This window comes from Bradyrhizobium sp. SZCCHNRI1009, from assembly GCF_032487575.1.
Taxonomy (GTDB): domain Bacteria; phylum Pseudomonadota; class Alphaproteobacteria; order Rhizobiales; family Xanthobacteraceae; genus Bradyrhizobium.
This window is the reverse complement of record NZ_JAUEUL010000050.1, coordinates 1-2,948: the sequence shown is the minus strand read 5'-3', so window position 1 is coordinate 2,948 and position 2,948 is coordinate 1. Positions and strand designations below refer to the sequence as shown.

The following is a 2,948-nucleotide window of genomic DNA, read 5'->3' as shown; positions in this document are numbered from 1 at the left end:
AAAAACCCACAACAGTTGAGCCTCGCAATATGCGGAAGCTGAACCGGACAGCCGTGGGACAAGCCCGGCCATGACGGTGGAGGGAGGGGGAGAAGGCGGCTCGGTCACCGTCCGCGTGAATGTCAAGGCGGCAAAAAAATTCTCTTTCGTTTTTCCAGAAAGTGTGCTCTATTGCATCTATCCTGCCTCATCGATGAGGGGCGTACGCGCGGTCGTCACGAGACGCGAGGCGGGGATGCGGTGGCCGCAGCGGGTCGCAGCGTGACTTTGTCGCGCCGACGAACGATCCGATGCGGACAGTCAAGTCGCGTGGTCCTGGCCTCCCGATGCTGAGGTCAAGCCGGACGGCGGTGCGGAAGCGCATCGCGCCGACGATGGGGGCAACACAGCCGGTCCCCAGGGAGATCGCGAAGCAGCTGTTAAGACCATCGCGCAGGGAAGGCCGGGATGTCCCAGCCGAACCTGTGGTTCCTGCCGCCTGCATTTTTTCGCAGGCGGGCCATGGGGGCGGCGAGCTCCCGGTCTTCCCTGCGCCCTCACGTTTCGGAGGGCGAACGATCCGGACAAGGCTCGGGCTTGCGCGGCCGCGAGAGCGCGACCGCATGACCCCAGCCGATGCGATGGCCGGCCGCGCCTGTTGTGCGGTCATGCCATGCCAAAAAATGGGCGTGTGGCGCGGCCGCGCATCACCTAGGCTCCGATCATCGATCACACGGGATGACGCACATGGCGACCGGCAGCGACTATCAGATCTTCGAGGCAGGCGACGTCGTGCTGCAATCGGGCGTGACGTTCCCGTCGCTGCGGCTTGCCTACAAGACCTATGGCACGCTGAACGCGGCCAAGGACAACGTCATCCTCTATCCGACCTCGTTCGGCGCCCAGCATGTCGACACCGAGTGGCTGGTCGCGCCCGGCGGCGCGCTCGATCCGAGCAGCTACTTCATCATCATTCCCAACCTGTTCGGCAATGGGCTGTCGTCGTCGCCCTCGAATACGCGCGAGCTGTTCGGCGACGCGCCGTTCCCGGCCATCAGCTATCACGATGCGGTCGCGGTGCAGCGCCGGCTCGTGGAAGAACAGTTCGGGATCAGCCGGATCGCGCTGGTCTATGGCTGGTCGATGGGCGGCATGCAGGCCTATCACTGGGCCGCCTGTCATTCGGACATGGTGGAGCGTGCTGCGGTGGTGTGCGGCAGCGCGCGCTGCTCGCCCTACAATCACCTGTTTCTCGACGCGGTGAAGGCGGCGCTGACGGCCGATCCCGCGTTCCGCAACGGCCGCTTCGTCGAGAAGCCTGTCGCCGGCCTGCGCGCCATGGGCCGCATCTATGCGGGCTGGGCGATGTCCTATGAGTTCTACCGCGACGAGGTCTGGCGCGAGCAGGGCTTTGCCTCGCAGGAGGACTATCTCGCCGCCACCTGGGACACCGCGTTCGCGCATCGCGATGCCGACAATCTGCTGGCGCAGATCGCGATCTGGCAGGGCGGCGATATCAGCCAATGCGCCGCGTTCGGCGGCGATCTCGATCGCGCACTCGGCGCGATCACCGCGCGGATGCTGCTGATGCCGGGCCGGACCGACCGCTATTTCGATTGGCGCGACAACGAGCGCGAGCTGCCCAAGCTGGTCGGCGCCCGCTCGGCGGAGCTGCGGCCGATCCCATCGATCCATGGCCATCGTGCCGGCAACCCGATCCGCATTCCCGCGGATCGCGACTTCATCAACGCCCATGTCTCGACCCTTCTCCAGAGCTGATGGCTGAGTTCGACATGACCGATGTGCCCGCCGACGAATTCGCGCCCCGCCCGAAGCTGCTGACACCGCAGGTGTTGCAGCAGCTCTGCACGCGCTCCAACGCGCAAGGCGCGCTGCGCACGCTCAGCCATTACGGCGCGATCATCGGAGTGGGTGCGCTGATCGGAGTGATCGCATCAACGCATGGTGTGCTCTGGGCGCTGCCCTTGCTGCCGGTGCAGGGCGTGCTGATCGCCTTCCTGTTCATGGCGGTGCACGAGACCGCGCACAAGACCGCGTTCGACAGCCGCAGGCTCAACCTCGCGATCGGCAATCTCTCCGGCTTCCTGATCGGACTGCCCTATGAATATTACTGCCTGTTCCACTGGGAGCATCACCGCCACACCCAGGATCCCCTCCGCGATCCGGAGCTGATCGTCGGCCCCAAGCCGCGCTCGGAGACCCAGCTCGCCATCGCCTATTCCGGGCTGCTCCAGGTCGCCGGCCGGCTTCGGCTGCTGCTGAAGCATGCGGTGACGGGCGAGGTGACGGTGCCGTGGGTGCCTGCCGGTCGCCGCGCCACCATCGTACGCGAGGCGCGCGCCTATGCCACTGGCTACGCGCTGCTCCTGCTCGGCTCGGTCGCGCTGCACAGCGCGCTGCTGCTGTGGATCTGGGTGCTGCCGCTGCTGCTGGGCCAACTGATCCTCCGGCCCTATCTCTACGCCGAGCACACCGGTTGTGATCACACCAGAAGCGCCTTCCACAACACCCGCACCACCTTTACCACGCGGATCGTGCATTGGCTGGCGTGGAACATGCCCTACCACGTCGAGCACCACGCCTATCCGGCGGTGCCGTTCCACGCGCTGCCGAAGCTGCATGCGATCGTCGACGGCGAGATCAAGTACCGCGGGCAGGGCTACATCGAAGTGACGCGGCAGACCTGGGCCTGGTTTCGCGATCAGTTTGATGGAACGAAGTTCGGAAGCAAATGAGTTTGTGCCCGACCTATCGCCGCGCAGACGGTGCACCCTCTCCCCTTGTGGGAGAGGGTGGCATGATCGAGCAACGCTCGATCATGCCGGGTGAGGGGTCTCTCTCTCCGCAGAGACGGTCTTGCTATGGAGAGAGACCCCCATTGGCGCTAACTTACCATTTTGCTGCCGGAAATGGATGATTCCTCGGTCGAGTGACTGACGAATCGCTTT

Annotated in this window: 2 protein-coding genes; both read left to right on the top strand. The window is 65.0% G+C overall.

Annotation, left to right across the window (positions count from 1 at the left end; translation table 11 throughout):
- Window positions 1-726: 726 nt before the first annotated feature.
- Window positions 727-1,758 carry an alpha/beta fold hydrolase gene (locus QX010_RS32985; RefSeq protein WP_316183711.1) on the top strand — a complete coding sequence of 344 codons (1,032 nt, stop codon included), beginning with the start codon at window positions 727-729 and terminating at the stop codon, window positions 1,756-1,758.
- Window positions 1,759-1,772: 14 nt separating this feature from the next.
- Window positions 1,773-2,735 carry a fatty acid desaturase family protein gene (locus tag QX010_RS32980; RefSeq protein ID WP_316183710.1) on the top strand — a complete coding sequence of 321 codons (963 nt, stop codon included), beginning with the start codon at window positions 1,773-1,775 and terminating at the stop codon, window positions 2,733-2,735.
- Window positions 2,736-2,948: the final 213 nt, after the last annotated feature.

Excerpts from the sequence above, each read along its gene's own strand:
- QX010_RS32985 (WP_316183711.1), top strand. The coding sequence starts at position 727 with ATGGCGACCGGCAGCGACTATCAGATCTTCGAGGCAGGCGACGTCGTG.
- QX010_RS32980 (WP_316183710.1), top strand. The coding sequence starts at position 1,773 with ATGACCGATGTGCCCGCCGACGAATTCGCGCCCCGCCCGAAGCTGCTG.